This is a genomic window from Streptomyces sp. NPDC088732 (assembly GCF_044751205.1).
In the GTDB taxonomy this organism is placed as follows: domain Bacteria; phylum Actinomycetota; class Actinomycetes; order Streptomycetales; family Streptomycetaceae; genus Actinacidiphila.
On the sequence record NZ_JBIVLI010000004.1, the window covers coordinates 292084 to 312154 of the forward strand.

The following is a 20071-nucleotide window of genomic DNA, read 5'->3' on the forward strand; positions in this document are numbered from 1 at the left end:
CCGAGTGCCCGGCGCGGTAAGTGCGGGCCCCGCTGGGTGCGTTGTGGGGTCGGCGCCGCTCCGGAGTCCTCCCCCAACCTTCGGCCGGGGGGACCCCCACGGCGCTCGCGGGTTACCCCTGCAATTCGTGTACTGCGGTCGCCGCTCGTCCCCTGCGGGCGGACCCCGGCGCACCCCCTCCCGGGGCCGGTTGGGGCGGCTTACGGCCGGTGGGGTGTCTGTTGGCGGTGACGGCTGCGCACTTTGTTGGCGCTGCGCCAACGGGTGCCCGAGCACGGTGCCGCTTCAGACCACCCACCGGGGATCAGGCGCGGAGACTACGGAGGGGGCGGGGTCGGAGGGGTGGCGTTCTGGACACTGGAGCATATTTGGGTGCACAACCCGGAGTGATCAATCCCGGGTACCTGAGGCACCTAAATGTGCTGTCCAGAATGGCAGCCCCGGAGGCCCCGAACCCGGCCCCCGACAACGCGCGTCGGGGCGCCCAGACTTCATGGGCACACGGGCGGGTGGGCGGGGGACAAACCTGGGTCAGAAGAACGTGCGGAGGAAGTCCGTGACCAGCCCGGTCTCGCCCACCACAGGCACAAGCTGCCATTTGTCGAACGCCGTGCACGGGTGCGACACCCCCAGCCCCACCCAGTCCCCGACCGCCAGGTCGGCCCCCTCTGGCGCCACGTCCACGAACGCGTGCTGGTCGGCGAGTTTCGTGACCGTCAGCCCGGTCGCCGGGACGGTCGACCCGTCCGCGCGGCGCACGACCTGCGGCACGGGGAGGTCGAGGTCGTAGGGCGCGTCGCGCTTGCCCGCGTTGAGGAGGGCGAGGCCCGGTTCGGGCCGGGAGAGCACCTGGGTCCACAGCCGGAACGCGGGTTCCAGCGATCCCTCACCGGCGAGGCGGTCGCGGAAGGGGGTGACGTCCCTGTAGTGGACGTCGTCGTGGGTGACGTAGGCCCCGGACCGCAGCAGCTTCAGCACGGGCCGGGACAGGGAGAGCGCGCCGAAGGACTCCGCGACCGCGTCGAACCATTCGCTGCCGCCGGCGCTGACCACGATCTCCTCGGTCGAGGCGAACCGCCCGGCCGAGTCGAAGTCCCCCGCGAGGGCGACGAGTTCGTCGAGCCAGGCCCGCGGGTCCGCCGCAGGCGCCTCGTAGCCGGCGACGCCGACCAGCCGCAGGTACCGGGACGCGGTCACCGCGTCGGCGACGGACGCCGCCTCGGCCGCGCCGCGCGCCCCCGTGCGGCCGCCGGCCGCGCCGAGTTCCACGACGACGTCGATGACGTGGGTGAGCGCGGCGTCCATGAGTTCGACGCCCCGTACGGAGTCGACGTAGCAGACGAAGCGGAAGTCCGGGTCCGCCGCGAGTTCGCGGGCGAGCCAGCGCAGCGCCGCCGCGTCGACGATCTCGTTGGCGAGGAAGACCCGCTGCACGCCGAACGCCCGGTAGACCCGCACCTGGTGCGGGGTCGCGGCGGTGATGCCCCAGGCGCCGTGCTCGATCTGCCGGGCGAACAGCTGGGGGGCCATGGAGGTCTTGCCGTGCGGCGCGAAGGCCAGCCCGTGCTTGGCCGCGTACGCGGCGAGCTGCGTGAGGTTGTGCTCCAGGGCGGGTGCGGAGAGCGTGAGCAGCGGGGTGGTGAAGCCGCCGTCGAACAGGGAGCGGCGTTCGGCGGCGAGTTCGCCGACGGTGCGTCCGTCCGCGTCGGGCGGAAGGCCCTTGAAGCGGTGGTCCACGCGTTCCTCGCGCAGCTCGTCGATCCGCATCGCGCCTCCCAGGGGCGTTGCATGATGTGCAACGGTCATTGCGTGCTGTGTTGCGACGTGTCTAACATCCCTGCCGGCGCCGGGTCAACGGTGCCCGGAGGGAGCCGAGGTGACCGTGGACGTCGTGTGCGTGGGCGAGTCCATGGTGACCTTTGTGCCCTCCGCGCCGGGGCAGCGCCTCGCCGAGGCCGCCGCGTTCACGCGCGGGACGGGCGGCGCCGAGTCCAATGTGGCCTGCGCGCTCGCCCGGCTCGGCCACACCGCCCGCTGGATCAGCGGGGTCGGCGCGGACCCCTTCGGGGACCACCTGCTCGCGGAGATCGCCGCGGCCGGGGTCGACGTGTCCGGCGTGCGCCGCGACCCCGACCGCCCCACCGGGGTCTACTTCCGCACCGGCGACGGCGAAGTCGCCTACTACCGGGCCGGCTCCGCGGCCGCCGCCCTGTCCCCGGCGGTGGTCGGCCGCGAGGAGGCCTGGGCGGGCCGGGTCCTGCACCTGTCCGGCATCACGGCCGCGCTCTCGGCGGCCTGCGCCGCCCTCGTCCACGAGCTCACCGCCCCCGCGCCCGGCCGCCCGCTGATCTCCTTCGACGTCAACTACCGCCCCGCGCTGTGGCGTTCCGGTGATCCGGCGCTGCTCGCCGTGCTCGCCCGCCGCTGCGACGTGGTCCTGGTCGGCGAGGACGAGGCGCAGGCCGCCTGGGGCCTGCCGGACGCCGACGCCGTGCGCGAGGCGCTGCCCGAACCCGCCGTCCTCGTCGTCAAGCAGGGCGCGCTCGGAGCCATCGCGTACGAGGGCGGCGGGGGCGTCTTCGTGCCCGCGGCCGCCGCACCCGTGGCCGACCTCGTCGGTGCGGGGGACGCCTTCGCCGCCGGGTTCCTGTCCGCGACGCTGCGCGAACAGCCGCTGCCCGACCGCCTCGCCCGCGGCCATGCGCTGGCCGCCGCGGCGATCGGGGTACGCGGCGACTCCCTTGCCGCCCTGGGCGAGGAGGCATGGGGGAGACTGCGCGCATGAGCCAGACCGTGGACCGCGCGCTGCGCATCCTGCCCCTGCTCGCGGAGGGGCCCGCCAACCTCGAACAGGTCGCCACCCGCCTGGACGTGCACAAGTCCACCGCGCTGCGGCTGCTGCGCACCCTGCACGAGCACGGCATGGTCTACCGCCAGGACGACCAGCGCTACCGCCTGGGCGCGCGGCTGTTCGCGCTCGCCCAGGAGGCGATGGAGCACCTGGACGTCCGGGGCATCGCCCACCCCCACCTCGTCGCCCTGGGCGAACTGACGGGCCACACCGTCCACCTCGCCGTGTACGAGGAGGGCGAGGTCGTCTACATCGACAAGGTCGAGAGCCGGTACCCGGTCCGCATGTACTCGCGGATCGGCAAGCCCGTCGCCGTCACCGTGGCGGCCGTCGCCAAGCTGCTGCTGGCCGATCTGCCCGAGGCCGAGCGGCGCGCGGTCGTGCGGGGGCTGGAGTACCCGCGCTACACCTCCCGTTCGACCCCGGACGCCACAGCCCACCTGGCCGAACTCGCCCGTGTGCGCGAGCAGGGCTGGGCGAGCGACCTCGGCGGGCACGAGGAGTCGATCAACTGCGTCGCCGCGCCGATCCGCGGCGCCGACGGCCGTGTCGCGGCCGCCTGTTCCCTGTCCGCCCCGAATGTGGTCGTCAGCGCGGAGGAGCTGCTCGAACTGCGTCCGCAGATCCAGCGCACCGCGGAGGCGATCAGCCGCGAGTACTCCGGAAAACCGAGCCAAGGAGCCTGATGAGCGACAAGACCGCGATCACCCCGCCGGGCCACACCACCCCGCCCGCCCGGTTCTCCCACGGCGTCCGCAAGGGCGGCATCCTCCAGGTCGCCGGCCAGGTCGGCTTCGGTCCCGCGGTGGCGGGCCGGGCTCCCGCCCCGGTCGGGCCGGGGCTGCGGGAGCAGACCCTGCAGACGCTCGCGAACGTCCAGGCGGTCCTGGAGGCGGGCGGCGCCTCCTGGGAGGACGCCGTCATGATCCGCGTCTACCTCACCGACACCGCCCACTTCGCCGAGTTCAACGCCCTCTTCGACGCGTACTTCGCCGACCTGAAGGGCGCCCCCGCCGCCCGGACGACGGTCTACGTCGGCCTGCCCGCCGGGCTGCTCGTCGAGATCGACGCCCTCGCCGTCCTGGACTGACGACCGCCCCCCACCGCGCCACACGTCCCACCCCAGCACCCGTACGCCGTCCCGTGGTCCCCCCATGCCCGAAAACCCACCGGGAGCCCGAGTGAACACCGAACCCGTCCCCCACACCGGCGGTCTCATAGCCCTGATCCCCGGCACCGCCGGGCTGCTGACCGTCGCCGTCCTCGGCATCGTCCTGTTGCTGTTCCTCATCATCAAGGCCAGGCTCCAGCCCTTCGTGGCGCTGCTGGCGGTCTCCATCGCGGTGGCGCTCGCCGCCGGGCTGAGCGTCACCGAACTCTTCGGCACCGTGCAGCGGTCGACCGCCACCAGCCTCATCGAGACCGGCATGGGCGGCATCCTCGGCCATGTCGCGATCATCATCGGCCTCGGCACCATGCTCGGCGCGATCCTGGAGATCTCCGGCGGCGCCGAGGCGCTGGCCGGCCGGCTGCTCGGCGCCTTCGGCGAGCGGCGGGCCCCGCTGGCGATGGGCCTGACCGGGCTCGTCTTCGGCATCCCGGTCTTCTTCGACGTCGGCATCTTCGTGCTGGCCCCGCTGGTGTACGCGGCCGCCAAGCGCAGCGGAAAATCGATTCTGCTCTACTGCCTCCCGCTGCTCGCGGGACTCTCCATGACGCACGCCTTCCTGCCCCCGCACCCCGGCCCGGTGGCCGCGGCCGCCGTCTTCCAGGTGGACCTCGGCTGGGTCGTCCTGATGGGTGCGGTCTGCGGCCTGCCGGCGGTACTGGCGGCGTGGGCGTTCTCGGCGTGGATCGGCCGGCGCATCTTCGTCCCCGTGCCGCAGGACATGGCGGACGCCGTCGAGGAGGCACGGCAGGCGGTGCTCGGCGACGGCCGGGAGCCGGCTGCCGCGCCGCGTCAGGAACCGGTCTCCGTCGGCATCGTGCTGGCGATCATCGGCACCCCGCTGGTGCTGATCCTGCTGGCCACCTTCTCCTCCGTCACGATGGACGAGGGCACCGCCCGTTCGCTGCTCACCTTCTTCGGGCACCCCTTCGTGGCGCTGACCCTCGCGCTCTTCCTCGCGTACTGGCTGCTCGGCATCCGGCGCGGCTGGAGCCGGCGGAGCCTGGAGCAGGTCTCCACCGCCTCGCTCAAGCCGATCGGCAACATCCTGCTGGTCGTCGGCGCGGGCGGCGTCTTCGGCGCGGTCCTCAAGGCCAGCGGCATCGCCGACGCGCTCGCCAAGGCCTTCGGGGACGCCGGGCTGCCGGTGATCCTGCTGGCCTGGCTGCTGAGCGTGGCGCTGCGGGTGGCCCAGGGCTCGGCGACCGTCGCCATCGTGACGACGGCGGGCATCGTCCAGCCGGTGCTGGCCTCGGGGCACTTCTCGCAGGCCCATCTGGCGCTGGTCATCTGCGCCATCTCGGCGGGCTCGATCTTCGCCTCGCACGTCAACGACGGCGGATTCTGGATGGTCGCCAAGTACTTCGGCATCAGCGAGCGCGACACGCTGCGCACATGGACGGTGCTGGAGTCCGTGCTGTCGGTGGCGGGCTTCGCCGTCGCCGGCGCGGTGAGCCTGGCGGTCTGAGCGTGACACCGCGCCCCCGGGGGACGGGACCCCTCCCGGGGGCGCGGTGCGGCGGGTTACGGCAGGCCGTGCACGTGCGGGCCGACCGTGCCGGAGAAGCCGTTGCCGTTCGCCGCGTCCCAGTTGGTGGACCAGGTCATCGCGCCGCGCAGCCCCGGCCAGGTGGTGGAGGGCTTGAAGGAGCCGCAGTTGGTGCCCTTGGTCAGGCAGTCCAGGGCGTTGTTCACCACGGCCGGCGAGACGTAGCCGCTGCCCGCCGCCCGGGTGGACGCCGGGAGTCCGAGGCCGACCTGCGAGGGGGCCAGGCCGCTCTGCAGCTGGATGCAGGCGAGGGCCGTGATGAAGTCGACCGTGCCCTGCGCGTACACCTTGCCGTCGCAGCCGTTCATGGTGCCGCTGTTGTAGTACTGGGTGTTGACGACGGTCAGGATGTCCTTGATGTTGAGCGCGGTCTGGAAGTAGCCGAAGGACGTCGACTGCATGTCGATGGTCTGCGGGGCCATGGTGATGATCAGCCCGGAGCCCGCCTTGGCCGACAGGGAGCGCAGCGCCTGCGTCATCCAGGTCGCGTTGATCCCGTTCTCCAGGTCGATGTCGACACCGTCGAACCCGTAGGTCTGCATCAGCGAGAAGACGCTGTTGGCGAAGGTGTTCGCCGAGGCGGAGTCGCTGACGCTGATCGTCCCGTTCTGCCCGCCGACGGAGACGACGACCTTCTTGCCGGCCGCCTTCTTCGCCGCGATGTCGGCCTTGAACTGACTGACGGAGTAGTTCAGCGCCGGGTCGAGGGTGAAGGAGACCGCGCCGGGCGTGGTGGTGGCGTCGGCGAAGCTGACCGCGATGATGTCGTACTGGCTCGGCACCTGGGCGATGGTCTGCACGGTCGCGCCGTTGTTGAAGTTCTGCCAGTAGCCGGTGAGTACGTGCTTGGGCAGCGAGCCGCCACCGGTGGGCGTCGGGGTCGGCGTGGGGGTGGGGGTCGGCGTCGGCGTCGGGTCCGTGGGCGTGGGGGTCGGGGTGGGCGTGCCCGAGCCGGGCGCGCCCAGCAGGCTGACGTCGTCCGCGAGGTACGCGGGCTGCGCGTACCAGCCGTGGAGGTAGACGGTGACCGAGGTGGTGCTCGCGCCGGTGGTGAAACTGGTGGACAGCGGCTGGTACGAGGTCGCGGACGGGGTCCAGACCGAGGCCTCCGCCATGCCGGTGCCGGTGGCGCCGAGGTAGACGTAGCTGCCCTGGACGTAGGCGCTGAGCGTGTACGTCGAGTTGGGCCGCACGCTGACGGTCTGCGAGCAGCGGGAGTTGTCCGAGGAGGACGGCGTGCCCTGAAGGGCCTTGGTGCCGCCGTGGACGGGGGAGCCGACGACCGCGCCGCTGGAGGCGGTGCACGTCCAGCCGGACAGGCCGCTCTCGAATCCGCCGTTGGTCACGAGGTTGGTGTCGGCGGCGTTCGCGCTGCCGGAGTTGGCGACGAGTCCCGCCACCGCGAGGGCGGCGGCTCCGACGGCCGCCGCGGCTCTCAGGGCGGTGCTCCGCGAGCGTGCGAGTTCCACTACTGCCTCCTGGGGGCGAGGAGTTGGGCAACGGGTACGCGAGTGGCCACTCTTGTGAGGTCGAAGTTTGGTCCAGACCAATCCTCCGGTCAATACCCCCGGGCGGTACGGCTGTCCCGTCGCCGCGGTCGCGCATATGCGCCCAGCATCTGCTGTCGCACGCGTATTCGTCCCGTCCCATGGGTACCGACTTCATCAAGTGTTCGGCGACTTAGCGCACTGCTCCCACTACACACCGATAGGCTCACCGCGATGGGACTGGGCGGGAGTTCCGGGAGGCAACGGGTGTCGAGTGTCATAGCGGTCACGACGGACGACCTCGCGCTCCCCCTGGAGGAGCACGTGAGCCGCACCGTCGCCGCTCTGGAGGCCCACGGCCATCTCGTGGTCCTCGTGCCGCCCGAACCCACCGACCCGCTGCGCCGCCGTGTGCACACCGTACGGGCGGCCCTGGAGGCGGACCGGGTGGCGATCGTGCCCGTCGACCTGCCGCCGCTGGCCGCCGTCCTGCTCGCCGAGCAGCTGCGGCAGCTCGCCGCGACCGATCTCGGGCCCGGGGTGCTCGCGGGGGCCGCCCGCCTGCTGTCCCACTACCTCCACTCCGGCGCGCTGCTGGGTTCCGTCTCCAAACTCGACCGCGTGGAGGTCCCCGTCGGCGCGCACCTGAAATCGCTGATGCCGGGCCGCCACTTCGCCGTCCTCGCCCATCCCGAGCCGCACCTCGTCGAGGCCGATCCCTCCGCGGTGCCCGCCGGACCCGCCTTCCTCACCCAGCTCGTGTTCGCCCAGGGCCACGGCGTCGACCCCGGCTGGGTCACCGGCCCGCTCGCCCGCACCTGGCGTGCCCAGCACGTGCGCGAGGTGCCGCTGCCCGCGGACTCCGCGCGCTGGTGGGGGACCGGCAAGCTCGTCGAGTTCACCGCGTACATCGCCGACGTGGGCGTGCTCTACCAACTGGTCACCTCCGTACGCCGGGACAACTGCGGCTGGTGCGGCCTCGCGGTCATCGGCGACCGCTGCCTGTTCTGCTCGGCCCCGGTCGACGGACTCCAGCGCATCCGGCCGCCCGAGCGGCCGCGTCAGGTCGTGCACGCGCAGCAGCGCCCGCACACCCTCGCGGCCCGCACCGCCCCCTCCCTCCCGTCCCCTCCCTCCGACGATCCCTCCGAAGGCTCTCCCCACCAGCACTCGGCACTTGAGCGATAGGGCCCCACCTCTATGAACTCACGTCAGCGTCGCGGCGTCGTCCTCCTCGTGGTCTCCGCGCTGTGTGCGCTCGCCGCGTTCGCGGGCGTCGTCACCGTCATCGGCGACGCGCGCTCCCAGGTCGGCCCCAAGGTGACCGCGTACCGGCTGGCCAAGGACGTCCCCGCGTACGAGTCCATCGGCCGCGGCCAACTGGAACCGGTCCGCATACCCGAGCGCTGGCTGCCCGCCACGGCCGTCCGGAACATCGGACAGCTCAGCGGCAAGATCGCCGCGGTCCCGCTGGAGCGCGGATCGCTACTGCAGACCGACATGGTCGCCGAACGGCCCGCGCTGCAGGCCGGGCAGATGGAGATCGCGATCATGATCGACGCGGAGACCGGCGTCGCCGGCAAGATCACACCGGGGGCCCGGGTCAACATCTTCGCCACCTTCGCTCCCCGCAAGGACACCGACCCCGAGGTCTCGAAGATCATCGTGGCGAACGCCCGGGTCATCGACGTCGGGGAGATCAGGGCGTTCGACACCGGGGCCGACAGCCAGCGGGCCGGCGCCAAGGGCGTCCCCATCACCTTCGCCCTCGGCGCCGAGGACGCCCAGCGCGTCGCCTTCGCCGAGTCCTTCGCCCGGCACGTACGCCTCGCCCTCGTCGCCCCCGGCGACGACACCGCGCCGTCCGCACGCGACCGCACCTACACCCTCGCCCGTGACGGAGCCGCCTCGTGAACGGCGTCCGCATCCTGTCCGGCACCCCGGACCCCGACACCGCCCGCGCCCTCACCGGCCTGCTCCACCAGCTGCCCGGTGCCGACCCCGGCCCCGCGCTGCCCGACTCGACCACCCTCCTCGACGTCCTCGCACGGGCCGCCGACACCGGGATCGACGAACTGCCCGAGGCCGTCGTCGTCCACGACCGCATCAGCCCGATGCCCGCCCTGGAGGTCATCCGGGAGATCGCGCTGCGCTTCCCGGCCGTCGGTGTCGTCCTGCTCACCGCCGACGCCAGCCCCGCGGTCCTGTCCGGCGCCATGGACGCCGGCGCGCGCGGCGTCGTCTCGCTGCCCCTGTCGTACGACGAACTCGGGGCCCGCATCGAGGCGGCCGCCGGCTGGGCGGCGGGCGTACGGCGCCATCTCAGCCCGCAGCAGGCCGCGTTGCCCGCCGTGCCCGGCGGCACCATGGTCGCCGTCGCCGGGGCGAAGGGCGGCGTCGGCACCACCGTGATCGCCGTGCAGCTCGCGCTGGCCGCGCAGGCCGCGGGGAAGTCCACCGCCCTGGTCGACCTCGACCTCCAGGGCGGCGACATCGCCTCCTACCTCGACGTCCAGTTCCGCCGCTCGGTCGCCGACCTCGCCGACATCCCCGACGTGACCAGCCGCGTGCTCCAGGACGCCATGTACGTCCACGAGGCCGGGCCCGCGCTGCTGCTCGCGCCCGGCGACGGCGAACGCGGCGAGGAGGTCACCGACCGCTCCGCGCGGCACGTCCTGCACGCACTGCGGCAGCGCTACGAGGTCGTCGTCGTGGACTGCGGCACCCAGATGACCGCCGCCAACGCGGTCGCCGTCGAGACGGCCGACACCGCGCTGCTCGTCGCCACCCCGGACGTCGTCGCCGTGCGCGCCGCCAAGCGCATGGTGCGCCTGTGGGACCGGCTGCAGATCCGCAAACCGCAGGACGTCCTCGTCACCGTCAACCGGCACACCCGCGGCAGCGAGATCCAGCCCTCGCTGGTCGCCCGCATCACCGGGACCAAGGTCTCCGCCGCGGTCGTCCCGGCGGCGTTCCGGGAGCTCCAGGCCGTCGTCGACGCCGGACGGCTCCAGGACCTCGACAACCGCTCCACCGTCAAGCAGGGCGTGTGGGCGCTGGCCGCCGAGGTCGGCCTGTCCGGGCCGGCCGGCAGCGCCCTCGTCCCCCGCAAGGGCCGGCGCGCGCGTGGCGACCAGGGCCAGGTCGCGCTGGAGACGCTCGGCATGACACCGCTGATCCTGCTGGTGCTGATCCTGGTCTGGCAGGCCGTGCTCGCCGGCTACACCTTCACCCTCGCCGGCCACGCCGCCGACCAGGCCGCCCGCGCCGCCGCCGTCGGCAAGGACGCCCGCGCGGCCGCGGTCGACGACCTGCCGGGCGCCTGGAACCAGGTCACCGTGGACTCCGGCAGGGCCGACGGCATGGTGGACGTGACCGTCGGACTGAAGGTGCCCGTGCTCTTCCCCGGCTCCGTCGACTTCCCGCTGTGGGTCCACGGCCACGCCTCGGCGGTCGACGAGGAGGTGGACGCCCCGTGACCGGCCGCTCCCGCCAGCGGGACCGGGGCAGCGCCTCGCTGGAGTTCCTGGGGATGCTGCCGATCCTGCTGCTCATCGCCCTGGCCGGCGTCCAGTTGGGCATCGCGGCCTACACCGCGGCCCAGGCCGGCACCGCCGCCCGCGCCGCCGCCCGCATGGAGGCCCGCCACGACCACCCCCTGAGCGGCGCGGCGGCCGGCACACAGGCCGTCAGCTCCTGGCTGCGGGACGGCACGAACGTGACGACCGACGGCGGCGGCGACGCCACGCACGCCACGGCCACCATCGAGATCCCCTCGGTGATCCCCGGCCTGAGCCCCGGCTCCGTCACCCGCAGCGCGACCATGCCCAGGGAGGACGAGGAGGGGACGGACGGATGAGCCTGCGCGACCGCATCGCGACCCACGACGACACCGCCCCGCAGACGCAGGAGGGCCACCTCGTCGCCGTCTACCGCGCCAAGCTGCTCCAGGAGATCGACCTCGCCGAGATGTCCGCGCTCGCCGCCGCCGAGCGCCGGGTGCGCCTGGAGCGCGTCCTGGGCCACATCATCAGCCGCGAGGGCCCCGTGCTGTCCACGAAGGAACGCACGGGCATCATCCGCCGGGTCGTCGACGAGGCCCTCGGCCTCGGCATCCTCGAACCGCTGCTGGAGGACGCGTCGATCACCGAGATCATGGTCAACGGCCCGGACCGGATCTACATCGAACGCGGCGGCCGGGTGGAGCCCGTCGCCGCCCGCTTCAGCAGCGCGGAGCAACTGCTGCAGACCATCGAGCGGATCGTCTCCACGGTCAACCGCCGCGTGGACGAGTCGAACCCGATGGTCGATGCGCGCCTGCCGTCCGGCGAGCGCGTCAACGTCATCATCCCGCCGCTCTCGCTCACAGGCCCGATCCTGACGATCCGCCGCTTCCCACGCGCGTACACCCTGCACGAGCTGATCGGGCTCGGCACGCTCGACGAGCACATGCTGATGCTGCTCTCCGCGCTGGTGCGGGCGAAGTTCAACATCATCGTCAGCGGCGGCACCGGCTCCGGCAAGACCACCCTGCTCAACTCGCTGTCCGGGCTGATCCCCGACGGCGAGCGCATCATCACCGTCGAGGACGCCGCCGAACTCCAGCTCCAGCAGGAGCACGTCGTCCGCCTGGAGAGCCGGCCGCCCAACGTCGAGGGCCACGGCCGGATCACCATCCGCGACCTCGTGCGCAACTCGCTGCGCATGCGCCCGGACCGCGTCATCGTCGGCGAGGTCCGCGGCGGCGAGACCCTCGACATGCTCCAGGCGATGTCCACCGGCCACGACGGCTCGCTGGCCACCGTGCACGCCAACTCGGCCGAGGACGCGGTGCTGCGGCTGCAGACCCTGGCGTCGATGTCCGAGGTGAAGATCCCCTTCGAGGCCCTGCGGGACCAGATCAACAGCGCGGTGGACGTGATCGTCCAGCTCCGCCGGGACGTGGACGGCACCCGCCGCATCGCCGAGATCGCGCTGCTGTCCTCCCGCGGCCGGGACACCTTCCGGCTCACCACCGCCACCCGCTTCCGCGCCGAGCCGATGGGCGCCGACCGGATCGTCCGCGGCTGGTTCCAGCACCAGCCGGTGCCGCGGGAGATGGCCGAACGCCTCTACCTGGCGGGGGAGTCGGTCCCCGCTGCCTTCGGCGTCGGGGAGACCGAACTGGAGCTGTCGAGCCGGGAGGCCAAGTGAGTTCCGCGACGATGGCACTGGCCGTGCTCGGGGTGACCGGCATCGCCCTGCTGCTGGGCGTGTGGGGACTGCACGCCTGGTCCGGCGGGCGCGCCGACCGGGCCGCCCTGGTCGACCGGCTCGCCGAGGTCCCGGCCGGCCGGCGCAGCGCGGTCGCCTTCTCCGGACTGGACCGCCGCGTGCGCGCCACCGGGTGGGGCCGGCGGCTCGCCGCCCGGCTCGCGGCGACCGGCACCAACCTGACCCCAGGCCAGTTCACCGCCGCGGCCGTCGGCGTGGTCGGCGGCTCCTGGCTGGTGGCCGATGTCGTCCTGGCGCCCTTCTTCGGGCCGATCGCCGCACTGCTCGCGGCATGGGCGGTCAGCTCCTTCCTCGGCTGGCGGCGGCGGGTGCGCACCGAACGCTTCATCGCCCAGCTGCCCGACCTCGCTCGCGTCCTCGCCAACGCCACCCAGGCCGGGCTCGCCCTGCGCACGGCCGTCGGCATGGCCGCGGAGGAACTGGACGCGCCGGCCGGCGAGGAACTGCGCAAGGTCGCCGACGCGATGGCACTCGGCCACTCCATCGAGGACGCCCTGGAGGAACTGCGCGAACGCCTCCCCAGCCGGGAACTGGTCGTCCTGGTCTCGACCCTCGTCCTGTCCTCCCGGGCCGGCGGCTCGGTCGTGGAGTCGCTGCGGAACCTCACGGTGACCCTGGAGGAGCGCAAGGAGACCCGGCGCGAGATCCGCACCCAGATGTCGCAGGTCACGGTCACGGCCTACGCGGTGCCGTTCATCGGCATCGGATCGCTGCTGCTGCTGGACCGGATCATGCCGGGCTCGCTCGCCGCGATGACCGGCTCGACGGCCGGACGGATCGCCGTCGTCATCGCCCTCGGCCTGTACGTCGTGGGGTTCGCCCTCATCCGCCGCATGTCGCGGATCGATGTGTGAGGGGGATGGGACACCGATGATCTCCCTTGCCCTGGCCGCCGGCTCCGCGCTGGCCGTCCTCGGCCTGTGCTACGGCATCGGCCTGTACCGCTCCGAGGTCAAACTGCCGAGCGACCTCCAACTGGCCCTGGAGGTCGGCCGCACCCGCACCACCCGCGTCGGCAACGCCGTCGACCGCCTCGGCATCCGCTGGGCGCCGCTCGTCCTGCGCCTGATGGGGCCCGCCCGCGTCAGCCGCGTCCGCGCCCGCATCGACCACGCCGGCCACCCCTACGGCCTGACCGTCGACCGCTACGCCGCCCGCCGCGCCGTCTACGGGGCCCTGGGCGGGCTCGCGGCCCTCGTCCTCCTTCGGGCAGGGAACTGGTTCGCGGCGCTGCTGATGGTCGCGTACGGCCTCGGCTGGACCGACCTCGGCATCTGGCTCGCCGTCCGCAAACGCCGCGACGAGATCGAGCGCACCCTGCCGGACTTCCTCGACGTCCTCGCGGTCGTCGTCAGCGCCGGACTCGGCTTCCGACAGGCACTCGAACGCGTCGCCTCCGTCTACAAGGGGCCTTGGAGCGACGAGATCCGCATCGCCCTGCGCCAGATGGACGTCGGCGTCAGCCGCCGGGACGCCTTCGACCAGTTGCGCAGGCGCAACAGCAGCGAGCAGGTGGGCCAGTTCGTCTCCGCCCTCCAGCAGGGCGAGGAACTGGGCGCGCCCATCGCGCGCACGCTGCTCCAGATCGCGACGGACATGCGGCGCACCGAGGCGCAGAACGCCCGCCGCCGCGCGGCCCGTACGGTGCCGCGCGCGACAGGCGTCATCACGACGCTGCTCGTGCCCGCGACGATGATCCTCCTCATGACCGGGACGATCCTCGGTTCCCGGATCAACTTCGGCGATCTGCTGGGGTGAGGGGGACATGGGGGAATGGCCGGGGCCCGGGACGGGTATTGACCCATGCCCGCGCCATCGGGTGCGGAAGTCCGCGACTGCGGTGTACCTTTGCAGTCGCAACCATATTTGCACCTGCAATCGAGCATGGACCGCAGCGGGTTGGCCCGAGGGGAGGCGGCGCACCGTGAACCTCGCCGCAGCCCTGTCCCGCCGCAACAGCCAGAGCCCGGCCGACGCAAGGGGCGCGGCCGGCGTACATCACGTGACTACGGTTTGGGGCACGAGAGATGAGCAGGTGGGTTGTGAAACGGCTGACGGCACTGCGGATGCGGGGCCGTGCCGGCGGCGACGCGGGGCAGACGTCCTTCGAGTACCTGGGGATCGCGGTGGTGATCGCCGTGATCATCGGGGTGCTGGCGACCACGGACATCGGCGACGCCGTGCTTCAGGGGATCCTGGACAAGATCTCGGACATCGTCAGCGCCGGCTGACTCGTGCGAGCGGAGACGGGGGCCAAACGCTCGGCCTGTACATCGTTGCCGTTGGCGCCTTGTTCTTCCTCGCCTTCGCCTTCTTCGCCGTGGGGCAGGCCGCGTCCGTGCGCAACACCGCGCAGACAGCGGCGGACGCGGCGGCGCTGGCTGCCGCCCGGCAGACTCGTGACGGTGTCCGCGACGAATTCCTGGACGCTTTGAAAGCCGGTGACCTGGACACGTTGACGGAGCTCCTCGCTGGGGACGGCATGGACGGCGCGGGCGCGGGCGCGTGCGGCGCGGCGAGCACCTTTGCCGCCGAGAACCGCGCGGCTGTCGACACTTGTGACCTCGTCACCGGACCGAACGGCGCCAGGGTCTCCCTCCACACGGAGGGGACCGTGGGCAGGTCGGTCGTGAACGGCACCGAGAGCATGCACGCGCATGCCGATGCCACCGGGGTGGTCGAGGCCCGGTGCACGGTGGACGGCAAGGACGGCGACACCGTGAAGTTCGCCTGCGACAAGGGCGATCTGAGCGTGGACCCGACGACCGACGACTTCGACCTGAACCTTGCGGAGTTCTACTCCGTCCATCTCAGCGAGTGAGGAACGGGGGACCGATGCGATTCCGGCAACGGCCGAACGCCCGCAGGGGGATGACCGTCGTGGCTGTCACGGCGTGTCTCGCCCTTGCCCTGATTGGTTGCGGAGGCGGAGGTGACGAAGACAAGCCGGAGGGCAAGGCTCCCTCCAAGTCCGCCGACGCCCCCAGCAGCCCCGGCGCGGACGGTGCATCGCCGTCCGCGGACCCCACACAGATCCTGGCCCAGACGAAGGGCGAGAAGGGCATCACCGTCACGATCACGGACGCCACCAGGGACACGGGCGGCTTCGTCACGGTGAAGGGGACGGTCACCAACAACGGCGACTCGGCCTTCAACGCCGCGGCTTGGCGGGGGGACGAGCTGGCCGTGAGCAGGTCCGGGGCGTCCGTCGCCGGTGCCGTGCTGGTCGACGAGGTGGGCAAGAAGCGTTACTACGTCCTCAGGGACACCGACGGCGTCTGCCTGTGCACAACCAAGCTCATCGGGATCAAGCCGGGCGAGACCCGGCCGATCTTTGCGCAGTTCCCGGCTCCGCCGGCCACCACCACCGAGGTGGAGTTCCAGTTGCCGACGATGCCCCCGGCCAAGATCACGCTTTCGGAGGGGTGAGTCATGCCCCGTCCCCGACCCGTGGCCGCCGCCGTGCTGGGCCTCGCGCTGACGCTCGTCACGCCGGTGGCGCACGCGGACGACGACCCGACGGCGCAGCCGACCCCGTCCGCGCCGACGCCGGTCGACGCGGACGACCCGGACCTGGAGCTCCCGGAGGGCGCGAAGCTGGCGCCGCCGAAGGTGCTGGACATCGTGTCGGTGACGGACGGGTCCTCGTCCGAGGACGCCTCCGCCGACGACGGGGAGGAGCGGCACGAGGAGTCCAACTCCTCGGTCACGTACGCCCTCCAGTCCGACGTGCTGTTCCCGAAGGACAGCGCGAAGCTCAACCCGGCCGCGACGGCGCGGATCCGGGCGATCGCGTCCGACATCGATGCCAGGAACGTGACGCAGCCGATCCGGGTGTTCGGCTTCACGGACAACCTCGGCTCCTACGAGCACGGCCAAGTGCTGTCCAAGAAGCGGGCCGACGCGGTCTACAAGATCCTCTCCGGGGAGCTGGCCTCGCTCGGGAACGACAGCCATTCCTTCCAGGTCCGCGGCTACAGCGAGGACTATCCGATCGCCGACAACTCCACCGAGGCGGGCCGCAAGCAGAACCGCCGGGTGGAGATCACGTTCCGGCCTTCCTGAGGCGTGCGGGCGGCCGCGGGTCAACGGCGCGACTCACCCGGGCGGGGTACGCGAGGCCCATGGGTGATTAAATTCCCCGGCCGCCCGCCCGTCACGCGGAGTGATGAAACAGGCACGCCATCGGTATGTTTTGGGGAGAAGGACGCCGCTTATTGGGTCAAAGGGGTGAATCGGATTCCGTGTGGGGCCCTTTCTGAAGGGAACCTTCACATCTCCCTCATGACCTTGGTCCTGCAATGCGGCGGATACGCGGTACCTTGGAAGCCCCCCCCTCGGGCCGGTCCGCTCTCCCCCCCCTGCGGACCGGCCCGTCTCCTTTTCCCGTCCGGGTCGGGGCGCCGAACACGCACCGTGATCACGGGATGCCTCTGGGGAACCGCCGCGGCGCCGCCCCGGGTGCCCCGGGTGTCAGTGGCCCGCGGGTTCCACGCCCACCGTCACGCCGGGCACCAGCCCCCAGCCGGACATCGCGCCCGCCTCCGCCTCCAGCACGTGCCGGGCCCGCAGCCGCGGCCGGCCGAGGCGGCCCGGGGCCATGGTGCGCACGGCCAGTACGCGCAGCCGCCGGTCGAGGTAGGCGACGTCGATGGCGAACCGCATGCCGAGGGTGTGGACGCTCGCGGCGGGCGTCAGCAGCAGGGCGCCGGTGACACCGTCACGCCCCAGCAGACCGCGCGTGCGGGCACGGTAGGAGGCGGCGACCTCCAGCGGCACCGCACCGCCGGGCAGGCGCAGTTGCGCGGTGCCGTCGTGCAGGCGGGTGCGCATTGCGGTCACGTCCCTTCGGGTCGCGGGCCCGTGTACGGTCGCCCGGTGCATGTCTATCCGATCGTCGCGGCCGCCGTCTGGGGAACGGTCGCGGGTCTCGTCCTGCCGCGTGCGGCGCACCGTCTGGCGGTCGGCGATGAGCAGTCGTGGCGGACGGCGGGCCCCGAGGGGGAGCCGTACCCGGCGGGAGTGCCGGGCTGGCTGGGGCCGGTGCGCGGCGCGTGGTGGGCGGACGGCCGCTGGTACGCACTGTGCACGGCGGCGCTGTGCGCGGCGCTGGCCGGCCGCACGGGGGCGCGGCCCGAGCTCGCCGTCTGGCTGCTGCTGGTGCCGCTCGCGGTGCTGCTCGCCCGGGTCGACCTGGCGGTGCTGCGGCTGCCCGACGTGCTGACGCTCCCCGCCGCCGCGGGGACGGCGGTCCTGCTCGGGGCCGCCTGGCTGGTTCCCGGTCACGCCGGGTCGTGGCCGCGCGCCCTGCTCGGGGGGCTGGCGCTCGGGCTGCTCCATCTCGTCCTGCACCTGGTCAACCCCGGCGGCATGGGCTTCGGGGACGTCAAACTCGCCCCCACCGCGGGGCTCGTGCTGGGCTGGTACGGGTGGGACACGCTGGTGGCCGGGACCTTCACGGCCTTCCTGCTGGGCGCCGTGGCCGGGCTGGCGCTGCTGGCGGCCCGCCGGGCGGACCGCCGGACGCCGCTGCCCTTCGGGCCGTTCATGCTGGCCGGCGCCCTGGCCGGGGTGCTGCTGCTCCCCTGACCAGGACGCCGGACGGTGCGGTGGTGCTCCCGGTCACGCCTCGCTGCTGCGCGACCAGAGGTTGACGCCCGACTCCAGGGCGAAGGTGTCGATCTGCGCGAGCTCGTCGGCGGTGAGGGCCGGGGCGCCGACCGCGCCCACGTTGGCCTCCAGCTGGGCGACGCTGCTCGCGCCGATCAGGGCCGAGGTGATCCGCGGGTCGCGCAGCACCCAGCTCAGCGCGAGCTGGGCCAGGGACTGCCCCCGGCCGGCGGCGATGTCGTTCAGGCCGCGCAGCCGGCGGACGACCTCGTCGGTGATCAGCGTCGGGTCGAGCGACTTGCCCTGGGCGGCGCGCGAGCCCTCCGGGATCCCGTTGAGGTACTTGTCCGTCAGCAGGCCCTGGGCCAGGGGGACGAAGGGGATGCAGCCCATGCCCTCGTCGTCCAGGACGTCGAGCAGGCCCTCGTCCTCGACCCAGCGGTTGATCATGGAGTAGGAGGGCTGGTGGATCAGGGCCGGCACGCCCATCTCGCGCAGCAGGCGGGCCGCCTCGCGGGTGCGCTGCGGGCCGTACGAGGAGATGCCGACGTACAGCGCCTTGCCCTGCCGGACGGCGGACGCCAGGGCGCCCATCGTCTCCTCCAGCGGGGTCTCGGGGTCGTAGCGGTGCGAGTAGAAGATGTCGACGTAGTCCAGGCCCATGCGGCCCAGGGACTGGTCGAGGGAGGACAGCAGGTACTTGCGGCTGCCCCATTCGCCGTACGGGCCGGGCCACATGTCGTAGCCGGCCTTGGTGGAGACGACCAGTTCGTCGCGGTAGGGGCGGAAGTCCTGGGCGAAGATCGTGCCGAAGTTGGACTCGGCCGAACCGTAGGGCGGGCCGTAGTTGTTGGCCAGGTCGAAGTGCGTGACGCCGAGGTCGAACGCGCGGCGCAGGATGGCGCGCTGGGAGTCGAGGGTGCGGTCGTCGCCGAAGTTGTGCCAGAGGCCGAGCGAGATCGCCGGGAGCTTCAGGCCGCTGCGGCCCGACCGGCGGTACTCCATGGCGTCGTAGCGCTCGTCGGCGGCGCGGTAGAGAGTGCGAATATCCACGGAAGTCGTCCTATCACGAGGGCACCCGGCGGCCCGCGCACCCGGTTCGGCGCCCCGCGGGGAGGCGCGTTAGTGTTGCCGCGGGGGGACGACCGCAGGAGGGGCCCGGCAATGAATCTGCGCGACCTGGTACGCCTCAGGTTGACCGACCTGTATGCCCACCGGGTGGAGCGGCGGCTGGATCCGGCCCAGAGCCCCAAGCACATCGGTGTGATCCTGGACGGCAACCGCCGCTGGGCCAAGGCCGCGGCGCGCACGACCGAGCAGGGCCACCGGGCCGGCGCGGACAAGATCACCGAAATGCTGGGCTGGTCCGAGGAGACCGGCGTCGAGGTCGTGACGCTGTGGATGCTGTCCACCGACAATCTCGACCGTCCGGCGGAGGAGCTCGTCCCGCTGCTCGGCATCATCGAGGACGCGGTCCGCGGCCTCGCGTCGAGCGGCCGCTGGCGCGTCCACCACGTCGGGGCGAAGGACCTCCTGCCGTCGCGGACGCAGTCCGTCCTCAAGGAGGCCGAGCAGGCCACCGAGGGCGTCGAGGGCATACTCGTGAACGTCGCCGTGGGATACGGCGGCCGGCAGGAGATCGCGGACGCGGTCCGCTCCCTGCTCCACGAGCACGCCGGACGCGGCACCTCCATCGAGGACCTCGCGGAGATCCTCGACATCGACCACATCGCGGAGCACCTCTACACCCGCGGCCAGCCCGACCCCGACCTCGTCATCCGGACCTCCGGCGAGCAGCGGCTGTCGGGCTTCATGCTGTGGCAGAGCGCCCACTCGGAGTACTACTTCTGCGAGGTCTTCTGGCCGGCGTTCCGCAAGGTCGACTTCCTGCGGGCGCTGCGCGACTACACCGCCCGCCACCGCCGCTACGGGACCTGACGGCGCCGGCCCCCCGGGGCCGGGTTTGCGGGCGTGAAACGACACGCCGGGGTGGAGCACCCGTTCGGAGTACCGCCGCGGCGCCTTGCGCGCCCTCCACGAGGGTCTTCGCGCCGCCCTCCGTACGCCGGACCTGCCGCGCGGTCGTGTGACGGGGCCGCCCGTGACCGCTGCTTGCGGTGTCCGCCGCAGGA

21 protein-coding genes are annotated in these 20071 nt (G+C 72.6%); 17 read left to right on the forward strand and 4 right to left on the reverse strand.

The window, feature by feature from the left end; all coding sequences use genetic code 11:
* Positions 1-531: 531 nt before the first annotated feature.
* Complete coding sequence (locus ACIP9H_RS09225) at positions 532-1806, reverse strand: alanine racemase (protein ID WP_401580829.1); 1275 nt, start codon at positions 1804-1806, stop codon at positions 532-534.
* 70 nt (positions 1807-1876) lie between these two features.
* On the opposite strand from ACIP9H_RS09225, the gene ACIP9H_RS09230 reads away from it, so the two are divergent.
* From ACIP9H_RS09230 to ACIP9H_RS09245, 4 genes are all read left to right on the forward strand, one after another.
* Positions 1877-2785, forward strand: a complete 909-nt coding sequence (locus ACIP9H_RS09230) for a sugar kinase (protein WP_401580827.1) — start codon at positions 1877-1879, stop codon at positions 2783-2785.
* Positions 2782-3537, forward strand: coding sequence for an IclR family transcriptional regulator (locus ACIP9H_RS09235; protein WP_401580825.1), 756 nt, complete (start codon positions 2782-2784; stop codon positions 3535-3537). The genes ACIP9H_RS09230 and ACIP9H_RS09235 overlap by 4 nt, the downstream gene beginning before the upstream one ends.
* Positions 3537-3941 carry a RidA family protein gene (locus ACIP9H_RS09240; protein ID WP_401580823.1) on the forward strand — a complete coding sequence of 135 codons (405 nt, stop codon included), beginning with the start codon at positions 3537-3539 and terminating at the stop codon, positions 3939-3941. Before ACIP9H_RS09235 ends, ACIP9H_RS09240 begins: the two co-directional genes overlap by 1 nt.
* A 91-nt stretch (positions 3942-4032) precedes the next feature.
* Complete coding sequence (locus tag ACIP9H_RS09245; protein ID WP_401580822.1) at positions 4033-5487, forward strand: GntP family permease; 1455 nt, start codon at positions 4033-4035, stop codon at positions 5485-5487.
* Between the two features lie 56 nt (positions 5488-5543).
* Here ACIP9H_RS09245 and ACIP9H_RS09250 read toward each other — a convergent pair whose 3' ends face one another.
* On the reverse strand, positions 5544-7037 hold the full coding sequence (locus tag ACIP9H_RS09250; RefSeq protein ID WP_401580820.1) for a chitinase: 1494 nt from the start codon (positions 7035-7037) through the stop codon (positions 5544-5546).
* A 285-nt stretch (positions 7038-7322) separates the two neighbouring features.
* Between ACIP9H_RS09250 and ACIP9H_RS09255 the strand changes: the two genes are divergently transcribed.
* The 11 genes from ACIP9H_RS09255 to ACIP9H_RS09305 all read left to right on the forward strand — a co-directional run bounded on the left by ACIP9H_RS09255 (position 7323) and on the right by ACIP9H_RS09305 (position 16394).
* Positions 7323-8243: a hypothetical protein gene (locus ACIP9H_RS09255; RefSeq protein WP_401580819.1), complete on the forward strand. Its 921-nt coding sequence runs from the start codon at positions 7323-7325 to the stop codon at positions 8241-8243.
* A gap of 12 nt (positions 8244-8255) precedes the next feature.
* Positions 8256-8969: a Flp pilus assembly protein CpaB gene (gene cpaB / locus ACIP9H_RS09260; RefSeq protein WP_401580817.1), complete on the forward strand. Its 714-nt coding sequence runs from the start codon at positions 8256-8258 to the stop codon at positions 8967-8969.
* Positions 8966-10534 (forward strand): CpaE family protein, encoded by a 1569-nt coding sequence (locus ACIP9H_RS09265; protein ID WP_401580815.1) that lies wholly within the window; start codon positions 8966-8968, stop codon positions 10532-10534. Before cpaB ends, ACIP9H_RS09265 begins: the two co-directional genes overlap by 4 nt.
* Positions 10531-10914: a TadE/TadG family type IV pilus assembly protein gene (locus tag ACIP9H_RS09270; protein ID WP_401958451.1), complete on the forward strand. Its 384-nt coding sequence runs from the start codon at positions 10531-10533 to the stop codon at positions 10912-10914. The genes ACIP9H_RS09265 and ACIP9H_RS09270 overlap by 4 nt, the downstream gene beginning before the upstream one ends.
* On the forward strand, positions 10911-12248 hold the full coding sequence (locus ACIP9H_RS09275) for a CpaF family protein (RefSeq protein ID WP_401580811.1): 1338 nt from the start codon (positions 10911-10913) through the stop codon (positions 12246-12248). The genes ACIP9H_RS09270 and ACIP9H_RS09275 overlap by 4 nt, the downstream gene beginning before the upstream one ends.
* Positions 12245-13183, forward strand: coding sequence for a type II secretion system F family protein (locus ACIP9H_RS09280; RefSeq protein ID WP_401580809.1), 939 nt, complete (start codon positions 12245-12247; stop codon positions 13181-13183). The genes ACIP9H_RS09275 and ACIP9H_RS09280 overlap by 4 nt, the downstream gene beginning before the upstream one ends.
* Before the next feature lie 16 nt (positions 13184-13199).
* Positions 13200-14087: a DUF5936 domain-containing protein gene (locus ACIP9H_RS09285; RefSeq protein WP_401580807.1), complete on the forward strand. Its 888-nt coding sequence runs from the start codon at positions 13200-13202 to the stop codon at positions 14085-14087.
* 269 nt (positions 14088-14356) lie between these two features.
* Positions 14357-14560, forward strand: a complete 204-nt coding sequence (locus ACIP9H_RS09290) for a hypothetical protein (RefSeq protein WP_401958455.1) — start codon at positions 14357-14359, stop codon at positions 14558-14560.
* On the forward strand, positions 14557-15150 hold the full coding sequence (locus ACIP9H_RS09295; protein ID WP_401958633.1) for a pilus assembly protein TadG-related protein: 594 nt from the start codon (positions 14557-14559) through the stop codon (positions 15148-15150). The genes ACIP9H_RS09290 and ACIP9H_RS09295 overlap by 4 nt, the downstream gene beginning before the upstream one ends.
* A 50-nt stretch (positions 15151-15200) precedes the next feature.
* A complete protein-coding gene (locus ACIP9H_RS09300) occupies positions 15201-15758 on the forward strand; it encodes a hypothetical protein (RefSeq protein ID WP_401958457.1) in 558 nt (185 codons plus the stop codon).
* 3 nt (positions 15759-15761) lie between these two features.
* Positions 15762-16394 (forward strand): OmpA family protein, encoded by a 633-nt coding sequence (locus tag ACIP9H_RS09305; RefSeq protein WP_401580803.1) that lies wholly within the window; start codon positions 15762-15764, stop codon positions 16392-16394.
* 408 nt (positions 16395-16802) lie between these two features.
* Here the strand turns inward: ACIP9H_RS09305 and ACIP9H_RS09310 are convergent, their stop codons facing one another.
* The gene (locus tag ACIP9H_RS09310; protein WP_401581154.1) at positions 16803-17162 is read right to left on the reverse strand and encodes a DUF192 domain-containing protein; all 360 of its coding nucleotides are present in this window, start codon (positions 17160-17162) and stop codon (positions 16803-16805) included.
* Positions 17163-17207: 45 nt separating this feature from the next.
* On the opposite strand from ACIP9H_RS09310, the gene ACIP9H_RS09315 reads away from it, so the two are divergent.
* Positions 17208-17918 carry a prepilin peptidase gene (locus tag ACIP9H_RS09315; protein WP_401958460.1) on the forward strand — a complete coding sequence of 237 codons (711 nt, stop codon included), beginning with the start codon at positions 17208-17210 and terminating at the stop codon, positions 17916-17918.
* A 33-nt stretch (positions 17919-17951) separates the two neighbouring features.
* Here ACIP9H_RS09315 and mgrA read toward each other — a convergent pair whose 3' ends face one another.
* Complete coding sequence (gene mgrA / locus ACIP9H_RS09320; protein WP_401580799.1) at positions 17952-18992, reverse strand: L-glyceraldehyde 3-phosphate reductase; 1041 nt, start codon at positions 18990-18992, stop codon at positions 17952-17954.
* A 111-nt stretch (positions 18993-19103) separates the two neighbouring features.
* Here mgrA and ACIP9H_RS09325 point away from each other — a divergent pair, with 111 nt between their 5' ends.
* On the forward strand, positions 19104-19877 hold the full coding sequence (locus ACIP9H_RS09325; RefSeq protein WP_401580797.1) for an isoprenyl transferase: 774 nt from the start codon (positions 19104-19106) through the stop codon (positions 19875-19877).
* The last annotated feature ends 194 nt before the right edge of the window (positions 19878-20071 follow it).

Coding starts and splice junctions, on each gene's coding strand:
- ACIP9H_RS09225 (WP_401580829.1), bottom strand. CDS start 1,806: ATGACCGTTGCACATCATGCAACGCCCCTGGGAGGCGCGATGCGGATC.
- ACIP9H_RS09235 (WP_401580825.1), top strand. CDS start 2,782: ATGAGCCAGACCGTGGACCGCGCGCTGCGCATCCTGCCCCTGCTCGCG.
- ACIP9H_RS09240 (WP_401580823.1), top strand. CDS start 3,537: ATGAGCGACAAGACCGCGATCACCCCGCCGGGCCACACCACCCCGCCC.
- cpaB (WP_401580817.1), top strand. CDS start 8,256: ATGAACTCACGTCAGCGTCGCGGCGTCGTCCTCCTCGTGGTCTCCGCG.
- ACIP9H_RS09275 (WP_401580811.1), top strand. CDS start 10,911: ATGAGCCTGCGCGACCGCATCGCGACCCACGACGACACCGCCCCGCAG.
- ACIP9H_RS09285 (WP_401580807.1), top strand. CDS start 13,200: ATGATCTCCCTTGCCCTGGCCGCCGGCTCCGCGCTGGCCGTCCTCGGC.
- ACIP9H_RS09290 (WP_401958455.1), top strand. CDS start 14,357: ATGAGCAGGTGGGTTGTGAAACGGCTGACGGCACTGCGGATGCGGGGC.
- ACIP9H_RS09300 (WP_401958457.1), top strand. CDS start 15,201: ATGACCGTCGTGGCTGTCACGGCGTGTCTCGCCCTTGCCCTGATTGGT.
- ACIP9H_RS09305 (WP_401580803.1), top strand. CDS start 15,762: ATGCCCCGTCCCCGACCCGTGGCCGCCGCCGTGCTGGGCCTCGCGCTG.
- ACIP9H_RS09310 (WP_401581154.1), bottom strand. CDS start 17,162: ATGCGCACCCGCCTGCACGACGGCACCGCGCAACTGCGCCTGCCCGGC.
- ACIP9H_RS09325 (WP_401580797.1), top strand. CDS start 19,104: ATGAATCTGCGCGACCTGGTACGCCTCAGGTTGACCGACCTGTATGCC.